The organism is Terriglobia bacterium (genome assembly GCA_020072785.1).
GTDB lineage: Bacteria > Acidobacteriota > Terriglobia > Acidiferrales > UBA7541 > Acidiferrum.
Genome location: JAIQGG010000005.1, coordinates 82,693 through 105,288, shown reverse-complemented (window position 1 = coordinate 105,288; position 22,596 = coordinate 82,693). Strand labels below are relative to the sequence as shown.

At 61.5% G+C, this 22,596-nt stretch carries 15 protein-coding genes; 14 read left to right on the top strand and 1 reads right to left on the bottom strand.

The window, feature by feature from the left end:
- Positions 1-85 precede the first annotated feature (85 nt).
- Genes LAN61_13285 through LAN61_13275 form a run of 3 tightly spaced genes read left to right on the top strand, consistent with a single transcriptional unit; the run spans position 86 to position 4,111 of the window.
- Positions 86-1,537, top strand: a complete 1,452-nt coding sequence (locus LAN61_13285; protein ID MBZ5541483.1) for a hypothetical protein — start codon at positions 86-88, stop codon at positions 1,535-1,537.
- 5 nt (positions 1,538-1,542) lie between these two features.
- A complete protein-coding gene (locus LAN61_13280) occupies positions 1,543-2,544 on the top strand; it encodes a methionine synthase (GenBank protein MBZ5541482.1) in 1,002 nt (333 codons plus the stop codon).
- A gap of 1 nt (position 2,545) precedes the next feature.
- Positions 2,546-4,111, top strand: a complete 1,566-nt coding sequence (locus tag LAN61_13275) for a methylenetetrahydrofolate reductase C-terminal domain-containing protein (protein ID MBZ5541481.1) — start codon at positions 2,546-2,548, stop codon at positions 4,109-4,111.
- A 4-nt stretch (positions 4,112-4,115) separates the two neighbouring features.
- On the opposite strand, the gene LAN61_13270 is transcribed toward LAN61_13275, so the two are convergent.
- Positions 4,116-6,251 carry a PQQ-dependent dehydrogenase, methanol/ethanol family gene (locus tag LAN61_13270; protein MBZ5541480.1) on the bottom strand — a complete coding sequence of 712 codons (2,136 nt, stop codon included), beginning with the start codon at positions 6,249-6,251 and terminating at the stop codon, positions 4,116-4,118.
- A gap of 515 nt (positions 6,252-6,766) precedes the next feature.
- Here LAN61_13270 and LAN61_13265 point away from each other — a divergent pair.
- The 11 genes from LAN61_13265 (at position 6,767) to LAN61_13215 (ending at position 22,539) form a co-directional block, all read left to right on the top strand.
- On the top strand, positions 6,767-10,084 hold the full coding sequence (locus LAN61_13265; protein MBZ5541479.1) for a TonB-dependent receptor: 3,318 nt from the start codon (positions 6,767-6,769) through the stop codon (positions 10,082-10,084).
- Positions 10,085-10,288: 204 nt separating this feature from the next.
- The gene (locus LAN61_13260) at positions 10,289-11,014 is read left to right on the top strand and encodes an alpha/beta fold hydrolase (GenBank protein ID MBZ5541478.1); all 726 of its coding nucleotides are present in this window, start codon (positions 10,289-10,291) and stop codon (positions 11,012-11,014) included.
- A 94-nt stretch (positions 11,015-11,108) separates the two neighbouring features.
- Positions 11,109-12,401 (top strand): phenylacetate--CoA ligase family protein, encoded by a 1,293-nt coding sequence (locus LAN61_13255; protein ID MBZ5541477.1) that lies wholly within the window; start codon positions 11,109-11,111, stop codon positions 12,399-12,401.
- Between the two features lie 27 nt (positions 12,402-12,428).
- Positions 12,429-13,103, top strand: coding sequence for an isochorismatase family protein (locus LAN61_13250; protein ID MBZ5541476.1), 675 nt, complete (start codon positions 12,429-12,431; stop codon positions 13,101-13,103).
- A 7-nt stretch (positions 13,104-13,110) separates the two neighbouring features.
- Positions 13,111-15,108 carry a hydantoinase/oxoprolinase family protein gene (locus LAN61_13245; GenBank protein ID MBZ5541475.1) on the top strand — a complete coding sequence of 666 codons (1,998 nt, stop codon included), beginning with the start codon at positions 13,111-13,113 and terminating at the stop codon, positions 15,106-15,108.
- Positions 15,109-15,155: 47 nt separating this feature from the next.
- Positions 15,156-15,542: an acetone carboxylase subunit gamma gene (locus LAN61_13240; GenBank protein ID MBZ5541474.1), complete on the top strand. Its 387-nt coding sequence runs from the start codon at positions 15,156-15,158 to the stop codon at positions 15,540-15,542.
- Complete coding sequence (locus tag LAN61_13235) at positions 15,539-17,668, top strand: hydantoinase/oxoprolinase family protein (protein ID MBZ5541473.1); 2,130 nt, start codon at positions 15,539-15,541, stop codon at positions 17,666-17,668. Before LAN61_13240 ends, LAN61_13235 begins: the two co-directional genes overlap by 4 nt.
- A 26-nt stretch (positions 17,669-17,694) precedes the next feature.
- The gene (locus LAN61_13230) at positions 17,695-19,755 is read left to right on the top strand and encodes a hydantoinase B/oxoprolinase family protein (protein ID MBZ5541472.1); all 2,061 of its coding nucleotides are present in this window, start codon (positions 17,695-17,697) and stop codon (positions 19,753-19,755) included.
- Between the two features lie 3 nt (positions 19,756-19,758).
- Positions 19,759-20,790 carry a hypothetical protein gene (locus LAN61_13225; GenBank protein MBZ5541471.1) on the top strand — a complete coding sequence of 344 codons (1,032 nt, stop codon included), beginning with the start codon at positions 19,759-19,761 and terminating at the stop codon, positions 20,788-20,790.
- A gap of 48 nt (positions 20,791-20,838) precedes the next feature.
- Entirely contained in the window at positions 20,839-22,083 is a 1,245-nt protein-coding gene (locus LAN61_13220) for a thiolase family protein (GenBank protein MBZ5541470.1), read from the top strand.
- 9 nt (positions 22,084-22,092) lie between these two features.
- Positions 22,093-22,539: an acyl-CoA thioesterase gene (locus LAN61_13215; GenBank protein MBZ5541469.1), complete on the top strand. Its 447-nt coding sequence runs from the start codon at positions 22,093-22,095 to the stop codon at positions 22,537-22,539.
- Positions 22,540-22,596: the final 57 nt, after the last annotated feature.

Genomic DNA, 22,596 nt, shown 5'->3' with positions numbered 1-22,596 from the left:
CGCCGGTCAGTCCAGGAAGTCGCCGCAGGCGGCTGGTGCGAAATCTCTCTCTGTGTAAGGTCCATTCTGGCATGAACGAAACGATATGATCCTGCAACTGAATCATTTGCAACGCGCTCCGGTAACGGCCGCGGCGCAGGATGTGATCGAAACGTTTTATTCCCTGCTCGAAGAGGGGCACCTCGAGCAAGCCCAGTTTGCGCACCTCCGGGTCCATCTGGACTGGATTCAATATCGCCAGAACTTTCGCGAAGCCGTGATGGTCACGCAGGGCCGCAAGGAGCGCGTGGCGGGCCTGCCGCTGCTGGAAGTGCACGTGGACACCCGCCAGGTGGTGCCGGGGGTGCTGCGGGAGGAGATCCTGCGGACCATGGCCCGTGCGACTGCGGATCCTGCGCCGCAGGCGGATCGGCTGGCCCTCGAAGAGTTCACCTCCTTTTGCTCCAGCATTGCCTGGGAGTTCAACCGGCTCTATTGGCACCGTCTGGTGGACTGGGAGCAAGCCACGGGCCGAAGTTATGAACTGGCGCTCCCGGGGGGCAAATCGGACGCCAACCATCCCGCAGCCGTAGCGGACTGCGTGGCGGATTTTTGGACGCTGTTGCGCGATATGGAAAGCAAGAAGCAGCTTCCTGCGGAAATTTTTGTTCTGGAAATCGGCGTGGGCATGGGCACGCGCGCCGCTCTATGGCTCGATCGCTTCCGCGCGCTGGATCAGGAGCGCGGCACCCGCTATTATCCCCGCCTGAAATTTATTCTTGGCGACTATTCCCCGGCCACCCTCGAGCGTTCCCGGGCGGCCGTGCAGAAGCACATCGATCTGTGCAGCTTTGTCGTCCTGGACGCCTTCAATCCCCTCAACACGCTCTCCTTCCTCCGCCACAAAATCCTTCACGTGCACTTGACCAATGTTTACGACAACCTTCCCAGCGACGAGCTCGTCCGCCGCGACGGCCGTCTCTATGCCGTGCAGGTGCGTTCCTATCTTCCCGTCGCCGAAGCCCGCCGGATTGCTCAGGCCTTCGCCCTGCCCGTCGGGGAAATTGCGCGGGCGGTGCGCCGTTTGCTCGAGGGTGGGCCGGACTATTTCCCCGAGCGTTCCCGCGGTGTGGCCTTTTGGCAGGAAGTTTGGAAAACGCTGCGCCTGGAAGAAAATCTGGTGGCCCTCGAAGAGCTTCCTGACGATTTTCTGCCGGGTGGGCTGGATGTGTCGCATCTGGAAGATCTCCTGCGGGACGCGCCGAGTGATCTTCGCTTCCACCTGAGTTCCGGGGCGCTGGAGAGTTTTCGGAATACTCTTCCATTGCTGTACCCGCGCGCCTACCTTCAGGTGCAGGATATTTTCGTCACCGACCTCGACGAATACCGGCTGGGCTTCCACGGCCCGGGCAAGCTGGATGGGTCGATCGTGACCTGGGTGAATGGTGTTTTGCTGCGCGCGGTCGGCGAGCGGGCCGGTTACGACGTGCACTTCGCGCCGTTTCACTACCGCAAGGGATCACGCACTTCCATCCTTTACACGACGCAACGGGAGTAATGGCCATGAGTCTTCCGATTCTTCCTACGACGGTGGTTGGCAGCTACTCCATGCCCGGCTGGCTGGAGCGGCTCAAGACCGAGTATTTCGCCCGGCGCATCAGCCGCCACGATCTGGACGAGATCCACGACACGGCGGTCAAGGCCGCTGTCAAGGACCAGGAACTGGCCGGCGTGGATATTCTGACCGACGGGGAACTCCGCCGCGACAATATGATCGACTACTTTGTCGAACGGCTTCCCGGCGTCCAGATTGACCGTTCCTCCAAAAAGTTCTATTACGATTTCTACGACAGCGCCGTTCGCGGCACTCTCCCCATGGCCCCTTTGGGCCTGGTGGACGATTTCCGTTTCCTGCGCGCCTGTACCGACCGGGAAACCAAGATTTGCATCACCGGGCCGCATTCGCTGACCAAGCGCATCCGCAATGAGTTCTATCCCAGCGAAGAAGCCTTTGCCATGGACATTGCCCGGGTGATGAATCCGGAACTGAAAGAGCTGGTCAAGGCCGGCGCGCGGTTCATCCAGATCGACGAGCCGTACTATTCCGGATTTCCCGCAGATCTGTCCTGGGGCGTGAAGGCCTTGAACGCCCTGGTGGAGGGAGTGGACGCCAAGATTGCCGTGCACATCTGCTACGGCAACCGCTATGGAAAACCTTCCTGGGAGGGAAGCTACCGCTACTTATTTCCGGGGATTCTGGATGCCAAGGTGCAGCAGTTGACACTGGAATTCGCGCGGCGCGGCGGAGAGGACATGGATCTCTTCCGGGAGTTCGCCTGTCCCTTTGAGCTGGGTGTGGGCGTGATCGACGTGAAAACCCAGGCTGTGGAGACACCGGAACTCGTGGCCGAGCGCATTCGCAAGGCGCTGGAAGTTGTGCCGGCGGAGCGCCTCTTCGTGCTTCCCGACTGTGGCTGCTTCCACCTGCCGCGGGATGTCGCCTTTGCCAAGCTTTCTGCCATGGTCGAGGGGACGCGGCTGGTGCGCAAAGAATTGGGACACTGAGATGGAGTTGCCGAATCCGTTGCGGGAAGCCCTGACCGCCGGCCGATTCTGCTATGTCGTGGAACTGGTGGCGAGCCGCCTGACGCGCGAAGCCCGGCTGCTCGATGTCGCCTCGCAACTGGCGCGGGTGCCTGGTGTGGTGGCCGGCAGCATCACCAGCTATGCCGGCGGCGCTCTGGGACACGATCCCATCCGCGTCGGCACCGCCGCGCGCGCACGCGGTCTCACCCCCAACATACACATCACCTGTGTCAGCCGGAATCGTGCCGCGATTCGCAACACCCTCGAAGATCTGCACGCGCTGGGCCTCGAAAATGTCCTGGCTCTGACCGGCGATTATCCAAAAGCGTCCGGCCCGCAGAGTGCCCCGCCGGTCTTCGATCTGGATTCCGTCCAGCTTATTTCCTTGCTTCAGGAACTTCGCCAGAGCGGTATGGCATTTTGGATTGGTGCGGCGGTCTCCCCGTTCAAGTACTCCGAGGCTGACTGCGCTTATCAGTACTTGAAGCTGACGAAAAAAATCGCCGCCGGTGCCGATTATGCGGTGACCCAGCTCGGCTATGACGTCCGGAAGTTCCGGGAGCTGAAGCGGTACCTGGAGGAACGTGGCATCCGCACGCCCATCTTCGGCAATGTCTATGTTCTGAGTGGCAAGGCGGCAGAAAAGATGGCCAAGGGAGAACCTCCCGGCTGCTGGGTCTCTCCCGAACTGCTGGAGAAAATCCGTTCCGAGACGCAAGCGGCGGATGCAGGGTTGGCGGCACGCCTCGAACGCGCGGCCCGCATGATAGCGATTCTCCGTGGCCTCGGATATGCCGGTGCCTATCTGGGCGGAAACCATAGGGCCGATCATGTGCGCTGGATGATTCGGCGCTCCGAAGCCTTGTCCGTGAGGTGGGAGGAGTTTGCGGAGGAGTTTGCCTACGCGCCCAAGGGCGGATTCTACTTCTACGATTCGCAGCCCAGTCCGGCAAGAGGCCTGGGGCTTATTCCGCGCCTTCTGGACACCATGGGGCGCCTCTTTCCGGTGAACAAGGAAGGGAAGCTCCGCGGCTTTCTCAGCGCGCTACTGCGCTGGGTGGATGGAAGCAAGGTCGCGGCCCGGGGTCTCGAGCGCCTCGAGTTCGCCATCAAGTCGCCCCTGTTTGGCTGCCAGGCCTGCGGCAACTGCGTCTTGGGACACATGGAGTACGTTTGTCCGCAGACCTGCCCGAAGGGTATGCGCAATGGTCCCTGCGGCGGCACGCTGAATGGCACGTGCGAGGTCGTCGAGCAACCGTGCATCTGGGTGGCGGTCTACGACCGTGCCAAGGCGGCAAACCGCGTGGACGATTTGCGCACCTATATTCCTCCCCCCAATCGGGCTCTAAGCAAGACGAGTTCCTGGATCAACTACTTCCTGAACCGCGACAGCCGCCCGGGGAAAATGCCCCTGCCGTCGCTCGCGCCCGTGCGCCTGATCACCGCGGAAACTCTGGCGGCAACGCATTCTGCTTCCGCAACCGCAACACCCGCCACTCCGCCGCCGGAACCTCCCCCCAGCAAACTGAACGCCGGCCGCAAATGAAGCTTCATTTGGTCTCCGCCAGACTCTGATTCGCCCGGAAAATCACGTAGGCGCGGATGGTCGCGGCATCTTCGCGGGAAAGTTCCTTGGCGAAGGAGACCATGCCTGCTTGCTTGAGCATCCCGCCGAGCACGATGCTGTACCACATGTCATCGTCCAGCATGCCGGAGTATCGCAGGTCGGGCAGGACGCCGCCGCTCACCGCGACATCGCCATGGCAGTTGGAGCAGTAACCTTGGAACAGCTGCTCTCCCTTCTGAATGGTGGCGGGCGTGGCGGTGGACGCGGGCGGATGCAGGACGGGCTGCTCCATATGCACCGCCGGCAGGCTGGCCTTGCCGCCCAGCTTGAAGACCAGCAGGCGGCCGGTGTTCGATACCTTGCCGGACTGCAACGCAACCTCGCCCGCGATCAGCGGTATCGCGCCTCCCCAACCTGCCAGGACGGCTACGTACTGTTTTCCTTTGACCGTGTACGTCACAGGTCCAGCCATCACGCCCGTCTGTGCGGGCGCCGACCAGAGCTTTTCGCCGGTGTCCGCGCGGTAGGCTTCGAAGTTCCCGCCCGCCGTGCCTTGGAATACGAGATTCCCGGCCGTTGCCAGGGTGCCCCCGTTCCAGGCGCCGGGCCGCTCGACTTCCCACACCTGTTTCTGGCGCACCGGGTCCCAGGCCAGGAGATGTCCCTTGACGCTCGCCAGGATCGCCTTCTTGATGTTTGGTTCCTGGGGCAGCGCGGCAGCCACGGTATCGGTGGCGGTATTGAATCCCAGTGTCTTCGGCTCGAAGCGGTCAACCGATTTGTATTTGAAGCCGGTGTCCTGCTCCGGGATGTAGACCAGGCCGGTGAGCGGGCTGTAGGACATGGGCTGCCAATTGTGTGCGCCTCCCGGTCCGGGGATGATCGGCGCGGGGTCGCTGCCCGGGTAACGTGCAATGGGCGTTTCGATGGGGCGGCCCGTTTTCATGTCCACGCCGGTGGCCCAGTTGATTTTGGTGTAGGGCGCCGCGGAGATCAGTTCGCCGGTCTTGCGGTCGAGCACATAAAAAAAACCGTTCTTCGGCGCGTGCAGGAGAACCTTGCGTACCTGGCCGCCGATAGGCAGATCCGCCACCATGATCTGCTGCGAGGAGGTGTAATCCCAACTGTCGCCGGGGGATTCTTGGTAATGCCAGACGTACTCCCCGGTGTCCGGCTTGAGCGCCACGATCGAAGCCAGGAACAGATTGTCTCCGCCTTGCGGGCTGCGCACTCTCCGGTCCCACGGGCTGCCGTTGCCGACCCCGATGTAGACCAGATCGGCGTCGGGGTCGTAGACGATGGAATCCCAGACGGTGCCCCCGCCGCCGTACTTCCACCACTCGCCGCTCCACGTCTTCGCCGCTTTTTCCAGGATGGGACTTTCGAACGGCTTGGAGGGATCCCCGGGCACGGTGTAGAAGCGCCAGACCAGCTTGCCGGTCTCCGCATCGTAGGCGGAGACGTAGCCGCGCACGCCCATCTCTGCGCCGCCGTTGCCGATCAGCACTTTGCCTTTGACTACCCGCGGTGCGCCGGTGATGGTATAGCGGAACTTGGGGTCGATGGTGAGCTTCTCCCACACCGGTTTGCCCGTGGCGGCCTCCAGCGCCACCAGCCGGCCGTCCAGCGTTCCTACGTAGACTTTGTTGCCCCAGATGGCCACGCCGCGATTGACCACGTCGCAGCAGGCGTTGATGGCCCATTCCGGGGGCACCTTCGGATCGTAAGTCCACAGCCGCTTGCCGGTCGCAGCCTCCAGCGCCACGACTTTGCTCCAGGCCGTCGTGAAGTACATCACGCCGTCGACGACCAGCGGTGTGGCCTCCTGGCCGCGCCGCGTGTCCAAATCGTAGTACCACGCCAGCCCCAGCCGGCCGATGTTCCGGTCGTTGATCAGCTTGAGCGGGCTGAAGCGCTGTTCGCTGTAGGTCCGGCCATGGCTCATCCAGTTTCCCGGCTCCTGGTCGGCGTTGCGGATGCGCGCGCCGTTCACGCCGCCGCGCTGCGCGGCTGTTCCGGGCTTGGTGTTGCCGGCACGGTGAAACCCAGGTGCAGCGAATCCCGCTCCCACCCCAAGAGCGAGAGCGGCCGCGACGATGGAAATTTTTCTCTGAGCCATGTGTTCTCCTGACCGCTGGATTGCCTGGGGCGTCCCGGAGGCGCGCGCGCGTCCCTCCCGGACCGCCGCTTTGCAGAAGCGATGAGTTTCCTTATCGTCTTGTGTGCGCAATGTCAAGCGCCACCCCTTCGTTTTGCAATGCAGCGCAGTTGACCGCTTCGCGGTCACACCTACCGTTGACCGCTTCGCGGTCACGCATATAGACGATTCTCAGGGTTGCGCACAGAAAGCAGGCCGCAGAACTCCAGGAACTCTCCTGCGCGCCCTCGATGGCATTGTGAGTTGCGCGCAGCCATCCGGATCGCTGGAAAGCCTTGTAGGGGCCATTTCTAGGAAAACGCGGCCTTGGCGGATTCGAATAGCAATCTGGCGATATTCGCACAGCCGCTCGATTATTGGCTTGACAAAGAACTGCTACTGAAGATATGACCGACATCACATTTTGGTGAAACTACCGGTGCGCTGTGTCTTTGAGACAGGGGAGCGCAATTGCGCCCCAACAAAAGGAGTCACTCATGAGGGTACGGGGGAGCTTGCTGGTTGTTCTGGCGGTCTTGATTCTGTTCGCGGGTGTGCATGCCGCATCCGCACAAGTCAGCGGTAGCGCGCAGTTGAACGGCATCGTGCGCGACGAAAGCGGCGGCTCTGTCGCCAAGGCATCCATCACCCTGCGCGAAGTGGACACCAACCGCACTTATACGACCGTCTCCATCGACAATGGCACGTATCTGGTGCCCAACGTCGCCCCAGGGCGTTACGAAATGACGGTGGACGCCACGGGCTTCTCCAAGTCCACGCATACCGGCATCGTCCTCAGCGTCGGCCAGGTGGCCACGATTGACATCGACCTGAAGGTCGCTACGGTCGGCCAGAAGGTCGAAGTGACCACGGAGATTCCGCCCGTCGAGCCCAGCCGCACCGAAGTCAGCCAGGTCATTGACTCCAAGCAAATCGGGTCGCTGCCCATCAGCGGCCGTCTGTTTACCGACTTCGCCCTTCTGACCCCCGGCGTGACCACGGGACGCACCAGCTTGCAGTCCACCATCACGGAGGCGGAAGTCACGCGCATCTCCTTTGGTGGTATGCGCGACTTGAGCAACATGGTCACCGTGGACGGCGCGGACACCATCAATAGCGCCACCGGCTCGCAGCGCGCCACGCCCTCCCAGGAAGCGGTCAGCGAATTCCGCGTGGTCAATAACGGCTTCGGTGCGGAACAGGGCCGGGCCATGGGCGGCATCGTCAACATCATCACCAAATCCGGCACCAACGACCTGCACGGCTCGCTCTACGACTACCTGGAAAATGACGCCGTAAACGCGCGCGCCATGTTGCAGCCCTCTCCACTGCCGAACACCCTGCGGCAGAACCAGTTTGGCGGCACCCTCGGCGGGCCCCTCCGGAAGGACAAGACCTTCTTCTTCATGAACTACGAAGGGCAGCGCCGCGCGGAAGCTCCGGTTCAGTCTCCGGTATTGATGGCCAACTTGGCATTGATCAATGCTGCCAAGGCGGAACTATTTGGGGGCGCGCCGGGCCAATTCGACGAGCACACCGGCAACCTGAAGACCCAGGATACCGATAAAGGGTTCATCAAACTCGACCATGAAATCAACAAGGATCATCGCCTGGCCCTCCGCTACAGCATCGAGGATGGCCGCAGCTTGAACGTGTTGATGGGTGATACCCTGGACGGCGGCGGCATCGGTGCGCCCAGCAGCGCCCATAATAACTTCTTACGCGATCAGTCCCTGGTGGGCATCGTCACCTCCCAGTTCAGCCCCACCCTGATGAACAGCGCTCTTGTGCAGTATGCGCGGCGCCACTCCACCTTCCCCGGAGTCACCGGCCAGCCCAATCTGGACTTGCCAAACTCTCTCCTCATGGGCCACAACTTCGGCGTTTTCGATGCCACCTACGAGAGCCGCTTTCAGATTGCGGACTCCGTCTCCTGGGTAAAGGGCTCGCACCTGGCCAAATTCGGCGTGGACTATAACCATGTCAACGATCACATCATCTGGCCCGGTTTTTCCCCCATGCGCATCGTTCTGCCCAGCATCAACTGTCTGGTGATCTTCGCCAACTACGTTTCCGGTGGCAGCTTGGCGCTTTCGCCAAACCCCGGCGATACCTGTCCTCTCCCACCAGCCATGAATGGCGTACCGGTCGCTTTCTGGCCCTCTCCGCTCGGAACGGCTGACAACTCTGTCGTGGATGGCACCGCGGCCACTGCTCCGCCATTTCCATTGCCGCTGAACTGGGACAACGCCTATCTGCCCAATGAAACTCCGAACTATTTTTCGGATATGACCCACGGCTATTTGGGGCTTTTCGCGCAGGACCAGTGGCGCGTCACTCCCAAGTTCACTCTGAATTACGGGATGCGCTGGGATTTTGAGCCTGGAATCAGTGATGTAGTCAATCACTATTACAAGGCCTTTCAGCCCAGAGTCGGCCTCGCCTATTCTCCCGACAGGCACACCGTCATTCGTGCCGGCTTCGGTCTCTTCTTCGACCGTTACAACAAGTCATTTTTCTTTGTGACCCGGCCCCAGCGCCCCACAACTTTCGTCTGTGTGGTGAGCACTCCGAACTGCACAGGCGCCGACTATGCGCTGCCTGGCATCCGTCAAGGCGGTTACAACGCTACGTACGCCCTGAACCAGATGGCCTTCGTCCCCGGCGTGGGCTGGGATCCCGCGGCAACAGCGAAGGATTTGCTCGTAAATGGCACCTATCTGCCCGTCCAGCTTGTCACCGACGTCACGAAACCGGAGTTCTCCACAGTAGGTGACGGAACCGTTGAAACCAAGAGCAAGATGCCTTACTCCGAGCAGGGCAGTCTGGAAATTGACCGCGAAATCGGCAAGGGGCTGGTGGTCAACGTCGGCTATCTCTTCGTCTCCGCGCACCATCAGGTTCGCGCGGAGAATCTGAATGTCTGCCCAGTATCCACAACTGCTGGCGTGACGCCTGCCGCCACTACCGGCTGGTATGAATGCGGATCTAATGCATTTGAGAATTACGCGGCGCCGCCTCCGGATTTCCCCGGCGGCAAGAGCTATTTCCAGAGCGTTCTGATGCCGGTCGGCCTGCTCTATTACACCGACAACAGCGGCAATAGCGTCTATCACGGCGTGACGTTCTCCGCGACCGAGAAGGTGGGGCAGTATTTCCGGCTCAACGCCAATTACACTTTCTCCAAGACTCTGGATGACGGCACGTTCACCACGTTCGTCAGCACCCCGGAGGATCTCTACAGGAGAAATTTGGAACGGGCCAACTCCAACCAGGACGTGCGGCACCGCTTTGTAGCCAACTTCGTGGCGGCGACCCCCAAAACCAAGGAAACGAACATCGCCTGGCGTGATTTCGAGTTCAGCGGCATCATCACCGTTCAGGGCGCTCGTCCGTTCACCATGTTCGTGGGATTTGACGCCAATAACGACACTAACCCGGTCACCGATCGCGCCGGTCTCTCGGCCCGCAATGCCTATTGGGGCGACCCTCTGCGGACCGTGGATCTGCGCGTCTCGCGGTCTTTCAAGTTCGGCGAGCGGCAGAAGATTGAGTTGGCCGTGGATGCCTTCAACGCCTTCAACCGCCCCAACGTGAACGAGGTTACCTCCGTGTACGGCACCTACGACTTCTGCAACGGCCAGGTGCCGGTTAACTATAAGGACGCCACCTCGCTGCAGATTCAGTCGGACCCGGGGTCGTTCTTTGGCTCATGCCCGTTGTTCGGGCCGCCGGTCCCGAATCCGAGCTTCGGCTCGGCGAGGACCATGTTCAACCCGCGGCAGCTCCAGATCTCGCTCAAGTATTCCTTCTAGTTCTTCGTCCGCAGGGCGGCGCCGAGGCAGGATTCTCGGTTCCGCCCTGCCGGACGTAACTTGAAACTGAGCGACTGCGGCGGCCGCAGATTCTGCCGATAAGTTTGTTGCAGGATTCAAAGCAGGCGGGCCCATAGCTGCTCCTGGGCTGCGAATTCAAGCTTCGCGTAATTTGGCAGCGCACGATACTCAGGGGAAGCTGGTATGGCGGTCTTCGTCTTAGTGCATGGCTCCTGGCATGACGGATCGGCTTGGGACGCGGTCGTTCGGCATCTGGAAAGCAAGGGCCACAAGGTATTCGCCCCTACCGTGGCGGGTCACGGCAAAGGCGCCCGCAAGAATGTCTCCCACGCGGATTGCGTGCGCTCGCTGGTAGAGTTCATCACCGGAATTTCTCTCTCCGATATTATCCTCGTGGGCCACAGCTTTGGCGGCACGCTCATTTCCAAGGCCGCCGAAGCGATTCCCGGCAGCATCCGTCGGCTGGTCTATCAAAACGCTTTCGTCATCCGCGATGGCCTGAGCCTGCTGGACGAAATCCCCCCGGAATACGTCGCTTTGTTTTCCCGGTTGGCAAAGCAATCCGGGGACAACACGGTGATGCCGCCGTTTCCCGTCTGGCGCGAGGCCTTCATCAATGACGCCGATCTGGGGCTGGCGAAAGCGGCCTACGCGAGGCTCTCTCCCGAGCCCTTTCAGCCTTTCGCGGACAAACTCGACTTGAAGAAGTTCTACTCCCTGGAGATTCCCAGAAGTTTCCTCAATTGCACGGAAGACATCGCCCTGCCCCCCGGCGAATGGGGATGGCATCCGCGGATGTCCGGCCGCCTGGGCCTCTGCCGCCTCGTGCAAATGGCCGGAAGCCACGAAGTGATGTTCACGAATCCGCAGGGCCTGGCGGAAAAGATTCTGGAGGCTGGAAGGGATTAGCCGGAAGGCCCCGCTTCGGATGCAGAACGGAAGCGCGCAGGGCACGGTGCACACGATGAGAACAGACGAATATCTCGATCTGGAAATCGAAACGATGACCCCTGCAACCTTGCGCCTCCTGCAGGAGATCAAACTCGCCAAGCAACTCGACTATCTGTATGCCCGGTCGCCCTTTTACCGCGACAAATTCGCCGCCGCCCGGATTCGCCGCGAGGACTTTCGCACCCTCGGGGATCTGGCGCGCTTTCCTTTCACCACTAAGGAAGAGTTGCGCGAAAGCCAGGCCGCCTGCCCGCCGCTGGGGAGCCACATGGCCGCGGACATGGCGGATGTCATCCGCCTGCACGCCTCCACCGGCACCACGGGACGCCCCAGCTTTGTCGGCGTCACCCGCAGGGACGCCCAGGTCTGGACGCATGTCACCGCGCGGTCGTTTTACGCCCAGGGCATCCGGCCTTCTGACATCGTGATTCACGCTGCGGGCCTGACGATGTTCGCCGGCGGCTTGCCCTCGAAGGACGCCATGGAGATGATCGGCGCGGCCTTCGTTCCCGTGGGCACCGGCGCCTCCGAAAAGGTCGTGTTATACGCGAAAGCGCTGCGCGCCAACGCCATCCATTGCACGCCGTCCTATGCCATCTACCTGGCCGATTACGTGCGCCGCGAGGCCAAGATGGATCCGCGGGAACTGGCCATCGCCAAGCTGGTCTGCGGCGCGGAGCCCGGCGCCGGCATCCCTTCGGTTCGTGCCAAGATGACCGAAGAATGGGGCGCGCGCGTGACCGAAGGCCTGGGCAACGCCGATATGGCCCCCATCATCTTCGCCGAATGCCGGGAGCAGTCCGGCATGCACTACAACGGGTACGAGTACGTGTACATCGAGATCATCGACCCTGAGAGCGGGGAAGTGCTGCCCATCGAAACCGGGGTTTCCGGAGAGCTTGTCTACACCAGCCTGGATCGCGAATGCGTTCCCCTGCTGAGGTTCCGCACGCGGGACCGTGTCTCCATTCTGGCTACCTCCTGCAAGTGCGGACGAACCGGATTTAAGATGCGCTGCATCGGCCGCACCGACGATATGCTCATCGTTCTGGGCGTCAATATCTTCCCCTCGGCGGTGCGCGATGTCGTCTCCAGCTTCTATCCGCAGACCACGGGAGAAGTGCAGATCCTGCTGGATGAACCCGGGCCGGGCGTGAAGCCGCCGTTGAAGGTGGCGGCGGAATATGGGAGTGGCACGCAGGACCTGCCCGCGCTGCAGAAGAAAATCGAGGAAAAGATCAAGGCCGTGCTCTCCGTTTCCGCGGCCGTGCAGCTTGTGTCCCCGGGGACGCTGCCCCGGTTTGAGATGAAAGGCCAGCTGATCAAGAAGCTCTACGAGAAGTAAGAGAAAAGTCGAGGCCCATCCATGGCAATGCTGAAAGCCAAGCCGCAGCCGCTGGAGGTAGATCTCCGGAAGACGGCCGTCGTCGTCGTGGACATGCAGAATGCCTTCGCCGCCAAGGGTGGAATGCTGGATATCGCCGGGGTGGATATTTCCGGAGCCGCGCAGGTGGTGCGCACGATTTGCGGTATGCTGGATGCCTCGCGCCGCGCGGGTCTTCCCGTGGTGCACCTGCAAATGGGTTACAAGCCCGATCTCAGCAACAGCGGCGGGCCGGCTTCCCCCAATTGGCACAAGGAACTGGCCATGCATCTCATGAACTGCAGGCCGGAGCTGAAAGGGAAGCTGCTGACCGAAGGGACCTGGGACTTTGCCATTGTGGATGAACTGCAGCCGCAGCCGGAAGATCTCGTGGTGGTGAAGACCCGCTACAGCGGATTCCAGGGGACGACGCTGGATTCCCAGTTGCGCATGCGCGGCATCCAGTATCTGTTCATCACCGGCATCGCCACCAACGTCTGCGTGGAATCCACGCTGCGCCATGCCTACTTCCTGGATTACTGGCCGATACTGATTGCCGACGGAGCCATGCAGGCCGGGCCGCCGGCCCTTCAGGAGGCCACGGTTTTCAACGTCGAGAATTTTTTTGGTTGGACGATGCAGTCGCAAGACTTTCTGGCGGCAGTCAAATCATCGCAGTCCTGAGGGCCCAGTGCTGACCGTAGACATTGATATCGGCGGAACGTTAACCGACGGGATTTTTAGCGACGGCCAGAAGGTCGTCTGTTCCAAGGTGGACACCACCCCGCACGACCTGACCATCTGCCTGTTCGACTGCCTGACGCAGGGCGCCGCGCAACTGGGCTACACTGACGTGGATCTGTTCCTGGAAAGCGTCGACCTCATTCGCTGGTCCACGACCATCACCTCCAATGTTCTCGCGGAATTGCGCGGGCCGCGCATCGGCCTGCTTATCTCGCGCGGCCACGAAAAAGATTTGTACAGCAAGGAGCCGCGCAGCATCGTCCTCGGCCGCATTCTTTCCGAGCGCGACATCACCGGAATAGATGGCGACAGCAGCGAGACGGAGATCATGAACGCCGTGCGCACCCTGCTCGAAAGCGGCGCGCGCCGCATCTGCGTCAGCATCCAGGACGCCCATCTCCGTCCCGAACAGGAAATCCGCGTCAAGCGCATCGTTGACCAGCAGTACCCGGACCATTTTCTCGGCTCCGTCCCGGTTCTGGCCGGCAGCGATATTTCCAAGAGTTCCGACGCCATGACCCGCACCTACTGCGCCCTCATCAATGCCTATACGCACGGTGCGCTGGCGGCTACGCTCTTCAAAGCCGAGGATGATCTGCGCGAGGTCCATCGCTATCCCGGAACGTTCCTCGTCAGCCACATCAACGGCGGCGTCTCCGGCATCGCCAAGACCAAGGCCATCGACACCATCGAATCGGGCCCCATTCTGGGCATCCACGGCAGCGCGCATCTGGCCAGGGTCTACAAATTGAACGAAGTTGTGGCCCTGGACGTCGGCGGCACCACCGCCAAGGTCAGCATCCTGCGCAATGCCACGCCTCTGCTGCGCAAGCCGTCGGATTTCTTCGGCATTCCCGTAGAGATCTCCTTGCCCTACCTGCGCTCGATTGCTCTGGGTGGAGGCAGCGTGGTGAAAGCCGGCGCGAAAGGACAGGCGCCGGAAATTTCCCTGGGGCCCGAAAGCATGGGCTCCTATCCGGGACCCGCCTGCTATGGCTTGGGCGGCGACCAGCCCACGCTCACGGATGCCTTCGTCGCCGCCGGGCTGATCAACCCGGACTACTTCCTCGGTGGCAGCAAGCCCATCAGCCTGGAGACGGCGCGCCAGACCATTCAGCAGCGCGTCGCCGAGCCCCTCCAGAAATCGGTTGAAGAAGCCTCCCGCGCCATCATCGAACGTTCCTTCGCCCTTGTCGCGGGAACCATCGCGCACGCCAGCGCCGAGCTGAAACAGGATCTTTCCCGGCATACCCTGTTTGCCTACGGCGGAAACGGCGGCCTGATCGCCTGCGGTGTCGCGGAGCAGGCCGGGCTGAAGGACGTCTTCTTCTTCAACCTGGGGCCCGTCCTCAGCGCCTTTGGCTCCTCGGTCTCGGACATCTCCCACGTCTACGAGCGCTCCCTGCATCTGATGTCGCTCGGCGACGGCGAGCTGCAGCGTCTCAGCGGTGCCCTCCTGGACAGCAAGGCCGAGGGCACGCGCGATCTCCTGGGAGAAGGCATCAAGCCGGAGGGAATTGAGTACATGATCGAGCTGGAAGTCTCCCGCGACGGGCGGCCCTCGGTTGCCGTGCCCTGTCCGGCAGATGCTTTTCAGAGCACCAAGCAGCTGAAAGCGTTCTTGGAGAAAACGCTTGGCGGCGGCACGGAAGCGTTTGTCGTCGATCTCCTGCGCGTCCAGATCAAGAAGGCCATGCCCAAGCCGTCGCTCGCTGAAAGGCCGCTGCAGGGCGCCGATTCTTCGCACGCCGGCAAAGGCAGGCGGCAGGTCGCCTGGGGCAGCGCCAGGGGGGAAGCACAGCTCTACCGCTGGGAAGACTTGCAGCCCGGAAATCGCGTCGAGGGATGCGCCGTGCTGGAAGGCGCGAACAGCACCTATTTCGTGCCCGAAGGCTGGACGCTGCTCATGGATCATTACGGAAATGCCAAGCTGACCCGGCGCTAGAGAATTGTTGCGTCGCGGAAAAGTTTAGAGCCAGCAAGGGGAGAGCAATGCCATCCGAACAACCAAGCCGCATCCGGGTCACCGAGTACCTCGACCTGGATATCGACCGGGAAAAGTGGCTGTGTAACCGCTGCAATTATGAGCTCGGCCCGGCCCGCGAGGACTACAAGAAAGGCTGCTTGCTTCACGACCGCGATCCCCGCGAGGTTCATCCGCCTCTGGTTTCCGGCGATTTCAATTTTTCGCCAGACCCTCTTTGGGTGCGAATTGTGGAGCTGTACTGTCCGGGCTGTGGAACGCAGGTGGAGACGGAATACCTGCCTCCGGGACATCCCCTCACCCGGGACATTGAAATCGATCTGGACAGCTTGAAGGAAAGACTGCGCACCGGCGAATTCAAGATCCGCAAACAACGGCTCGAGGTCTCCGAATGAACTCCATCGACATCGATGTGGGCGGCACCTTCACGGACCTGGTCCTCAACTACGAGGGTAAGAGCCTCATTAAAAAAGTTCCCACGACGCCGTACGATCTTTCCGTCTGTTTTTCGAAAGTCATCGAAGAGGGCGCGGCCGCTCTCGGCCTGAAAATCGAAGAGCTTCTTCCCGGGATCGACATGATCCGTTACTCGACGACGATCGCGTTGAATCGCCTGATCGAGAAGAAGGGGCCCCGCCTCGGCCTGATTACCACCGAAGGCCACGAAGACGTGGTCTTGATCGGCCGCGGCGCGCAGTGGATCGACGGAACCCGGGTGGCCGAGCGCAGAAACCTGGCCGTTCAGAAAAAACCGGATCCCCTCATCCCCCGCGACCTCATCGTGGGCGTGAAGGAGCGCATTGACTCGCGCGGCAATATTATCCGGCCTCTCGACGAGGACGACGTTCGTGCCAAGGTTCGCTCTCTGGTGAGCAAGGGCGTACGCGGTTTCGTGGTCTCCCTTCTCTGGGGCTTTTTGAATCCCATCCACGAGAAGCGCATCAAGGAGATCATCCGCGACGAATACAAGGAATTCCACATCGGCTATCTTCCCGTCGTGCTGGGAGGCCAGGTGGTCGGCAAGCTCGGCGAGTACGAACGCACGCTGGCCGCGATCCTGGATGCCTACCTGCAGCGCTCCATGCAGATCGAACTCTCCGCGATGTGGGACAAGCTGCGTGACCGCGGCTATAAAAAGCCGCTGCTCATGATTCAGAGCTCCGGCGGCATCGCCGAGGTCTTCCGCACGGCCGCCAGCCGCACCTTCAACAGCGGTCCCGTGTCCGGCCTCATGGGCGCCCATCACGTGGCCAAGTCCCTGGGCTACAAGAACGTCATCATGACCGACATGGGCGGCACCAGCTTCGACGTTGGGCTCGTCGTCAAGGACAGCGTGCGCAGCTACGACTTCCGGCCCATCATCGATCGCTGGATGGTCGGCATCACCATGATCAAGACCCTCTCCATCGGCGCCGGCGGCGGCTCCATTGCCTGGCTCAACAAGCTGCTGCAGAACCAGTTGCAGGTGGGTCCGAAGAGCGCCGGTTCCATGCCCGGTCCGGCCTGCTTCAATCTCGGCGGCACGGAGCCGACGGTCACCGATGCCGACGTCGTGCTCGGCTATCTCAACCCCGATTTCTATTACGGCGGGAAGCTGCGCCTCATCAAGGAGCGCTCCATCCAGGCGATCCGGGAAAAAATCGCCAAGCCTCTCGGCATCGATGTCGAGCAGGGCGCCCAGATCATCCGCAAGATCGTGAACGGCAACATGGCCTCGGCGATCATGAAAGAAGTCCACCTGCGCGGCTACAGCCCGGAGGAATTCATTCTTTTCGTCGGTGGCGGCGCGGGCGCAACGCATGTGGAAGGATATATGGCCGATGTGCCCAAGGCCGTCACCTTTTCCTTCTCTCCGGTGTTCTGCGCTTTCGGCTCGTCCACCATGGACATCATGCACGTCTACGAGGCGTCGAAAAAAATTACGCTGATGGAGCCTCGCACCCAGAAACTCGCCGGTGAGTTTGCGGGATTTAACCGCGCGGTCGAGATGCTCATCGAGCAGGCCAAGCGGGATCTCGTGGCCGACGGCCTCAATCCGGAGGATGCCCACTTCGTTCTCGAGCTGGACATGCTTTACGGCGGCCAGTTCCACGTGAAACGCACGCTGTCTCCCCGGCTGTCCCTGCAGGGAGTCGAGGACGTCCGCGCCATCTGCGACGCTTTCGAAAAGGAGTTCAGCGAAGCGTTCAGCCCGTTCGTCGTGAACCCCGAGGGTGGTGTCTTCATTGAGAGCTTTATCCTCAAGGCCATCGTTCCGACTAAGAAAGTTGAATTGCCCACCATGCGCCTGGAAGGCCACGATCCCAGCGCCGCCCGCAAGGGTGAGCGCCCGGTCTATTGGACCGACTTTAAGGGCTTCAAGACCACGCCGATCTATGCTTACGAGTCGGTGCGCTCCGGGAATGTGATCGAAGGCCCTGCGGTGGTCGAAGGCGAATACACGACGCTCGTGGTGCCGCCTTCGATGCAGTTTTCTGTGGATCAGCGGGGTCTCGGAATTCTGGAAAACCGGAAGGCCTAGACTGCCCGGAGCGAGCAAGGAGAACCATGCCCATACCCACATTAGCGGAAAAACTCCAGTGGCTGAAGCCCGCCCCCGCCACGGCGCACGAGATCGAGTGCGCCGCGAAGCTCCGTCAGGGCGACTACGAAATCGGTGTGCAGATCACCAATGACATCCTGGACGAAGCCATGGAGATCTTCGTCCGTTCCTCGCGCAGCTATTTCGGCGTGTCCGGCGACTCCATGGTGGCCATTTTCACCGCCGGCGGCGACCTGATCAACGCCTCCTGCGGCACCTATCTGCACGCTATCATTCAGCCCATCGTCATCAAGTTCATCCTCAAGTATTACTCGGAAAATCCGGGGATTCACGACGGTGACATCTGGTACACCAATGACGCCCTCTACGGCGGCATTCACAACCCGGACCAGGTGGCCTTGATGCCCGTGTTTCACAACGGCAAGCTGCTGGCCTGGGCTTCCGCCGCCTTGCATACTACCGAAACGGGCGCCATCGAGCCCGGCGGCATGCCGGTCAGCGCCAAGTCCCGCTTCGAGGAAGGCCTGAACCTTCCGCCCATCAAGATCGGCGAAAATTTCAAGCTGCGGAATGATTTTCTCGAATTCTACGGCGTCTATGGCCTCCGTGCGCCCGCCATGTTCATCTCCGACCTCCGGGCCCGCTGCACGACCACCGATCGCGTCCGCGTCCGCTTGCTCGAGTTGGTGGAAAAGCGCGGACCGGACTATCTGGTGGGATTGATCCGCAAGATGCAGGACACCGCCGAAGCAGGCGCTCGCCAGAAGGTTAAATCTCTTCCGGACGGCAAGTTCCGCGCCGTGGTCTTCAATGACGCCATCGGCTGGACGCCCGCGCTCGTTCGCTCGTGTTTCCTCACCCTCACCAAAAAGGGCGAAAAAATCACCTTTGATTTTACGGGCACGTCGCCGGAAAATCCCTCGTCCTACAATGTGCACACCCAGGCCGTGGTCGGGCACATCGCCAATTTTATGTATGAGTACATCTTCCATGACCTCCCGATCTGCAGCTCCACCTTTGCCCCCATCGACTTCGAGTTTCCGGAAGGGATCATTCTCAATCCGGATAAGCTGGCTGCGACCAGTTGTTGCGTCTTCATCGGTATGCAGACGCGCAACGCGACGCACAACGCCTTTGCCAAAATGGTGTTTTCCAGCGCAAACCTCTGGCACCAGGTGGCCGCCGCGCCGGGCAGTCAGCATACCTCGCAGATCTGCGCGGGGCTTTCGCAGTGGAACTTGGCCGTCTCCGACGTGCTTTCCTTCTCCTTGAATACCCAGGGGCAGGGCGGGCGCTCCGAAACCGACGGGATGGATTCCTATGGTTTTGCTTGGTGCGCGTTTGGCCGCGCGCCCGATTCCGAACAGGTCGAGAGCGAGCTGCCCTTGTCGGTCATGCTCTCCCAGCACTGGCGGGATTCCTGCGGGCACGGCCAGCATCGTGGCGGCTCCGGCGCCGTGCAACAGTGGATGATCCACAAGATGCCCAACATGGTATCCATGTGCATGGGGAACGGGAGCAAAGTGCCGATCGGCCAGCCTCTGTTCGGTGGATATGCTTCGTCACCTATTCCGGGAATTAGCATCCGGAAAGCCGACCTGCTGAAACAGATGAAGGAAGGCAACCCCGAACTTGAGATGGATCACCGCACGATCATCGACAAGGCCACCATTCATGGCGATTGGAAATTTGAGCTCATCGCCCGCACTCCCAAGGTCTATGAAGAGGGCGACTTGCTCTTCGGTTTCAGCGGCGGAGGGCCCGGCTATGGCGATCCCTTGGAACGCGATCCGGAATCGGTGATGGACGACCTGAAGAAAAAGATTATCTCGGACTGGACCGCACAGAATATTTACAAGATCGCCTATGATCCCGAGCGGCGCAAAGTAAATATCGAGAAGACCAAGCAGCAGCGCCAGGAGGAGCGAAAGGCCCGGCTGGCCCGCGGCAAATCCTACGACGACTTCCAGCAGGAGTGGACCAAGAAGAGCCCGCCCAAGGAGGCGTTGCTCTACTACGGCACCTGGCCCGACGCCAAGGCCACGGGACCCGTCTTCCGGCCTTGATCCATGGCAGAGAATCTCACTCCCCGGCAGATGGTGAAGGGGCTGTTGCAGGGAATTGCGCCCCCCCGGCCGCTGTTCTTGCCGATCGTGTTTTCCACCGGTGCCCGCGTGGAAAATCTGGCGCTCCGCGCCTTCCTCGGCAATCCCACCAAAATCTGCAACGCCCAGCGGCAGATGCGCAGCTACCTGCGCTCGGACGGCGTTTCCTGCTATTTCGATCCGTTCCTGGAGGTGGAAGCGCTGGGTGGCGTCCTGCAGTGGACGGCGGAGAATCAGCCTCCCGCCGTGCAATGGCCGCAGCCCGCGGAGCCCGGCGAACTGCCGGAGAACCTGCGCTCGCCCGAGGAAGCGGTCACCAGCGGCCGCGTCTCAGTCGCCGTGGACGTCGTCCGGCGAATGTCCTCGATGTTGCGCGACGCTTCGCTGCTGATGGCCGGCGTAACCGGACCTTTTACCCTTGCCGCGCGCCTCACCCAGTTGGACACCGGCAATGCGTGGCGCACCCAGGAGCTGCCGGAAGCTGCTCTGGAGTTGGCGGCTGCGGTAATCACCAGGATCTCCAGCACCCTGGTGGAAGCCGGAGCGAACCTGATCGTGATCCAGGAAAACGTTCTCCCGGCTCTCTCCGCGGAGCGTTGCGCCGCGTGGGCCTCTTTGCTCGAGCCGGCCTGCAACGTCATTCGCTTCTACGAAGCGCTTCCCGTGCTTCTGCTGACGGATGGCAGCGCCTTTGCCGATAATTCCGACGTAATCCTGCAACGCCCCTGGGACTGTCTCCTGTGCCCCACGCTGAAGGGCATTCCGTCCCAGGCCCTGGGTGCTGTTCCGGAGAGGAGAAGCGCGGCCCTGGGAATCGCCCTGCCTCTGGAAACATTCCAGCTCGATGATTCCGGCCTGGAAGCCTGCCGCGGCTCTCTGCGGCAGATAGTATCGGAGCTGCGGCCGGCGATCCTGACCACGGCGGGCGATGTTCCGGCACAGACGGACATGAAGCGCCTGATCAAGGTCTTGGAGGAAGTTCCCCGGGCCTTTTAAACACGAGAATTCAGTTCACGGAGTTTGCGGTTCAAGGGAGAATGCGTCATGGGAAAGGGAAGCGGCGGTCTTTTCTGCGCCTACGAGGATGTCTGGCTGCTGGACGGGGTTCGCACGCCCTTTGCGGACTACACCGGCGTGCTGGGCCTGGTTTCTCCGATTGACCTCGGCATCAAAGCGGCCCGCGGGGTTTTCGAACACAGTGGAATTCTGGCTGCCGATGTGGACTCGGTCATCGCCGGAAGCGTGGCCCAGGCGAGTTTCGACGCCTATGTCCTGCCTCGGCACATCGGCCTGTACTCCGGCGTGCCCATCGATCGCCCGGCGCACCTGGTGCAGCGTGTCTGCGGCACCGGCATGGAGGCCATCAGCCAGGCCGCCGACTCCATCACCCTGAAGAAGATCGATCTCGCCCTCTGCGTCGGCGCGGAATCCATGAGCCGCAATCCCATTGCCGCTTACACCCATCGCGGCGGGTTTCGCATGGGCCAGGTCGAGTTCAAGGACTTCCTCTGGGAAGCGCTGCTGGACCCCGCTCCGGGTTTCACCATGGGCCAGACGGCCGAAGAGATTGCGCCCCTGTACAAGATCAGCCGCGAGGACGTGGACCGCTTCGCCGAGTTGAGCTTCGCCCGCGCCCTCGCAGCTCAGAAGAACGGCTTCCTGGCTGGCGAAATCGTGCCGGTGGTCAACGAAAAATTTGAGCTGCAGGACCATAACCCCCGCGGCATCCAACTGCCCAGGGGCGTGGAAAGCCTGGCCGCGGACACCCACATCCGCGCGACCACCTATGAGACCCTGGCCAAAATCCGCCCGGCCTTCGGCGGTGTGCAGACCGGCGGAAACAGCTCGGCGATCGTAGATGGCGCCGCGGCGGCTCTGGTCGGCTCCGGCGCCTACGCGAAATCGCGCTCGCTCACTCCGCTGGCGCGCGTGGTGGCCGTGGCAGTCGTGGGCGTGCCGCCCAAAACCATGGTTTTGGGGCCCGCCCCTGCCATTCGCAAACTCCTCGAAGGCGTGGGGCTCGCGCTGCATGCCGTGGACCGCTTCGATATTAACGAGGCGTTCGCCGCGCAGATCATCGGCGTCGAGCGCGAGCTGCAGCTTGACCGCAGCAAGCTGAACGTCAACGGCGGCGCGATCGCCATCGGCCATCCTCTGGCCGCGACTGGCGTACGCCTCGCCATCACTCTTTCCCGCGAGCTGCGCCGTTCCAAGCTGCGCTACGGCATTGTCTCCGCCTGTATCGGCGGCGGGCAGGGCATGGCGGTGCTGCTCGAAAATCCACGGTAAGAGAATTCCATGCTGATCAACCGCAAGGAGATCTATATCGAGTTTGGCGATTGCGATCCCGGAGGCATCGTCTATTTCCCCCGCTATCTGGAATATGGGGATGCCTGCACCAATGCCTTGTTTGCTCGCGCCGGCCTGCACAAAGCGCAGATGGTCAAGACCTACGGCATTGCCGGCATCCCCATGGTCGAATCCCGCGCGCGCTTCCTGCTGCCCTCGCAATTCGGCGATACCGTCCTTGTCGAGTCCTGTGTCGCGGAATGGGGTCGCAGTAGCTTCTCCGTTCATCACAAGCTTTTCAAGGACGGCGTTTTGGCCGTCGAACTCTTCGAAAAGCGCGTGTGGGTCGCGCGCACCGCGGAATCGGCGGAGGGCCCGGTGCGCTTCAAGGCGCAAGTCATTCCGCAGGAAGTAAAGGAAAAATTCTCAGGCAAGCCTCATACCGGCCGGAAGTGAAAACGGGCCGCACCAGCCGCAAGACTCGCCTGCAAACGGAACCCATAAAGGAACAGC

Bases quoted from the DNA above. Each gene is read 5' to 3' on its own strand.
- LAN61_13285 (MBZ5541483.1), top strand. From the start codon at position 86: ATGATCCTGCAACTGAATCATTTGCAACGCGCTCCGGTAACGGCCGCG.
- LAN61_13280 (MBZ5541482.1), top strand. From the start codon at position 1,543: ATGAGTCTTCCGATTCTTCCTACGACGGTGGTTGGCAGCTACTCCATG.
- LAN61_13275 (MBZ5541481.1), top strand. From the start codon at position 2,546: ATGGAGTTGCCGAATCCGTTGCGGGAAGCCCTGACCGCCGGCCGATTC.
- LAN61_13270 (MBZ5541480.1), bottom strand. From the start codon at position 6,251: ATGGCTCAGAGAAAAATTTCCATCGTCGCGGCCGCTCTCGCTCTTGGG.
- LAN61_13265 (MBZ5541479.1), top strand. From the start codon at position 6,767: ATGAGGGTACGGGGGAGCTTGCTGGTTGTTCTGGCGGTCTTGATTCTG.
- LAN61_13260 (MBZ5541478.1), top strand. From the start codon at position 10,289: ATGGCGGTCTTCGTCTTAGTGCATGGCTCCTGGCATGACGGATCGGCT.
- LAN61_13255 (MBZ5541477.1), top strand. From the start codon at position 11,109: ATGACCCCTGCAACCTTGCGCCTCCTGCAGGAGATCAAACTCGCCAAG.
- LAN61_13250 (MBZ5541476.1), top strand. From the start codon at position 12,429: ATGCTGAAAGCCAAGCCGCAGCCGCTGGAGGTAGATCTCCGGAAGACG.
- LAN61_13240 (MBZ5541474.1), top strand. From the start codon at position 15,156: ATGCCATCCGAACAACCAAGCCGCATCCGGGTCACCGAGTACCTCGAC.
- LAN61_13235 (MBZ5541473.1), top strand. From the start codon at position 15,539: ATGAACTCCATCGACATCGATGTGGGCGGCACCTTCACGGACCTGGTC.
- LAN61_13230 (MBZ5541472.1), top strand. From the start codon at position 17,695: ATGCCCATACCCACATTAGCGGAAAAACTCCAGTGGCTGAAGCCCGCC.
- LAN61_13225 (MBZ5541471.1), top strand. From the start codon at position 19,759: ATGGCAGAGAATCTCACTCCCCGGCAGATGGTGAAGGGGCTGTTGCAG.
- LAN61_13220 (MBZ5541470.1), top strand. From the start codon at position 20,839: ATGGGAAAGGGAAGCGGCGGTCTTTTCTGCGCCTACGAGGATGTCTGG.
- LAN61_13215 (MBZ5541469.1), top strand. From the start codon at position 22,093: ATGCTGATCAACCGCAAGGAGATCTATATCGAGTTTGGCGATTGCGAT.